This window comes from Streptomyces sp. NPDC054863 (genome assembly GCF_053610825.1).
Window position 1 is genome coordinate 1 of the sequence record NZ_JBSGZD010000511.1, and the last position, 2602, is coordinate 2602.

At 71.9% G+C, this 2602-nt stretch carries 3 protein-coding genes; 1 reads left to right on the forward strand and 2 read right to left on the reverse strand.

Features of this window, described 5'->3' with window-relative positions; genetic code table 11:
- Window positions 1–14 precede the first annotated feature (14 nt).
- Window positions 15–776, reverse strand: a complete 762-nt coding sequence (locus tag ACWGIG_RS38370) for a bestrophin-like domain (RefSeq protein ID WP_453326359.1) — start codon at window positions 774–776, stop codon at window positions 15–17.
- Between the two features lie 24 nt (window positions 777–800).
- Window positions 801–1412, reverse strand: coding sequence for a hypothetical protein (locus ACWGIG_RS38375; protein WP_453326360.1), 612 nt, complete (start codon window positions 1410–1412; stop codon window positions 801–803).
- A gap of 238 nt (window positions 1413–1650) precedes the next feature.
- On the opposite strand from ACWGIG_RS38375, the gene ACWGIG_RS38380 reads away from it, so the two are divergent.
- Window positions 1651–2602, forward strand: a 952-nt coding sequence (locus ACWGIG_RS38380; protein WP_453326361.1) for an SCO0930 family lipoprotein, incomplete at its 3' end; no start/stop codon positions are given.

Genomic DNA, 2602 nt, shown 5'->3' on the forward strand with positions numbered 1-2602 from the left:
GGGGCGGGCGGTGGTCAGCCGGTGCCCGGGAGCAGGTCCAGGAACGGGTCCGGGGAGGCTGCGATGCCGTGGCCGAAGGGCGAGTCCAGGTCCCAGATGAGGAAGAGCAGGAAGGCGATCATCACGCTGAAGAGCCCGGCGAGCAGCAACTCCCGTGGGGTGCGCCGGATTTGGAGGGTGAAGATCAGGCCGACGGTGATCAGGCCGCCCGTGATGAGGCCGAACCAGACGACCCCGGGCATGGTGGCCTCGGTGTTCTCGGCGCGTTGGCTGCGGGCGTCGGCGGCGGCGGCGACCTGGTCGACCAGGGGCTGGTAGGCCTGGCCCTCCAGGTCGGTCCTGGGGGCGTAGAGGGTGACGTCCTGGCGGACCCGGGCGAGGAGTTCGGTGCCCCGGTCGGTGACCTCGCTGTGGTCGACCATGTGCTGCCACTCGGTGTCGACGACGTGGCTGACGTAGGCGTCGATGTCGGCGCGGATGCGGGCGCGGACCTCGGCCGGGTAGACCTCGGCGCGGGCGCCGATCTCGTGCAGGGCCTGGGCCTCCTGGCGTACGGACTCCTGGGCGGCGCCGCGGCCCTCCCAGACTCCGGCGATGGCGAGACCGAGGACGATCGCGTAGATCACGCCGATCATCATCGTCATGTATTCGAGGACGTCGGGCGTTTCGGTCGGGTCGTCGTCCTCGCCGACCCGGCGGTTGTTGATGATCACGATGGTGAGGACGACCGCGCAGGCAGCAGCCATCGCGATGGTCAGAACAAGCCATTCCGACAAGGGAACCTCCGTCGATGGGGCCGCTCAGCGGGAGGAGCGGGGGCGCAGGACCGCGACGGCGAACACCGCGGGCGCTGTGATGATGAGCGTGAGAGTGAGCATCGAGGTCTGGCCCTCGGGGGATTTGCGGACCGGCCTGCGGTAGGCCGGGAGGGCGACCGCCCCGGGGAGCGGCGTGGCCGTCCGTACCGAGGGGGTGGGTGCGGGCGCGGGAGGGGGCGGCGGAGGAAGAAGGGGCGGTGGGACTGCTTGCGGTCGTACGGACGTGGCGGGCGCCGGTGTCGGGGGCTTCGGCGCCGGGGACTTGGGCCGGGGCAAGGGGGGAAGGGGGGCCGGGGGCTCGGCCGACGGAGGCCTCGGCTTCGACGGCTGGGCCGGGGGCTTCGGGTCGGCAGGTGGTGGCGGGGGACTCGGCGGTGGTGGCGGGGGCGGGGTGGGCGTCGGCCAGCAGGTGGTGTCCCTGCCCGCCACCGCCACCGCGGCCGGCCCGCCGTCCCGGCCGCCGGACGCGTACGCGCAGCTGTCGGCGGCGGCGGGCGCGGAGCCGGCCAGCAGCCAGCAGAGCGCGGCCGACGACAGCAGACGCACGAGGAGCGGACCGGTGATCCGGCGTGATCCGTACACGAGGGGCTTCATGGAACTGCTCAACGAGCGACACGCGGGAGAAGTATGGGATTCCCCTGATGGTTGGTTCTTCTGTGGATTTGCGTCTGGGACGGGAACGGGTGAGCGGGGCGGTGGAGGCGGCCGGTCCGGAAAGTTTTTCCCGGGACGTTGAACACGGGGGCGCGCCCCGCACGTACCTAGGGCCATGAGTGACGCACACCGGCGTCGCGCACAGCCCTTCGGGCACCTTCGGGACACGGGAGTCGACATGAGTACCTGGCGGAATGCTTCGCTCGCGGTGACGGCGGCGGCAGTGCTGGCACTGACGACGGCGTGCGGTCAGGACAACGGGAACGGCTCCTCCGGCTCCCGGTCCGTGGGCAACGCGGCCCCGGCCGAGAAGCCCGCGGGCGACGGGTACGGCAGCGGGGACGGATACGGCGACGGCGCACCGGCCGCGCCCAAGGAGGCGGGGCGGCTCGCCGTCAGGGACACCGGACAGCTCGGCAGGGTCGTCACCGACAGCGCGGGCATGACCCTGTACCGGTTCGACAAGGACACCGCGAAGCCGTCCCGTTCGAATTGCGAGGGCGACTGTGCGAAGGCCTGGCCCGTGGTGCCCGCGGGGAGCGTCTCCGCCGCACCCGGAACCGATCCGGCCGTGGTCGGCTCGGTCACCCGGAGCGACGGCAGCAAACAGCTCACACTCGGCGGCTGGCCCATGTACCGGTTCGCCAAGGACACCAAGGCGGGCGACCTCAACGGGCAGGGCGTGGGCGGCACTTGGTTCGCCTCCGCACCCGACGGCAAGAAGGCTGCCCCGGCCGGCGAGGGGGCACAGGCTCCGGCGGCCCCCGGTTCCGCCGCCCCGGACGCCCCCGCCGCACTCCCCGGGATGTCGGTGCGCAAGGACCCGAAGCTGGGCGAAATCGTCGTCGACTCCCGGGGCATGACCGTCTACCGCTTCAAGAAGGACTCCGCCTGGCCCATGAGGACCGCCTGCACCGGCGCCTGCCTGGCGAAGTGGCCGGCGGTCGCCCCGGTGGCCAAGAACAGCACCGAAGGCATCCTCAAGAAGGGCTTCGTCGTCTTCGACCGGCCCGACGGCGTCAAGCAGCAGACGATCGACTGCTGGCCCGTCTACACCTTCTCCGGCGACAGCAAGTCCGGTGACACCAACGGGCAGGGCGTGGGCGGTACTTGGTACGCGGTGTCCCCGC

Excerpts from the sequence above, each read along its gene's own strand:
- ACWGIG_RS38375 (WP_453326360.1), bottom strand. The coding sequence starts at position 1,412 with ATGAAGCCCCTCGTGTACGGATCACGCCGGATCACCGGTCCGCTCCTC.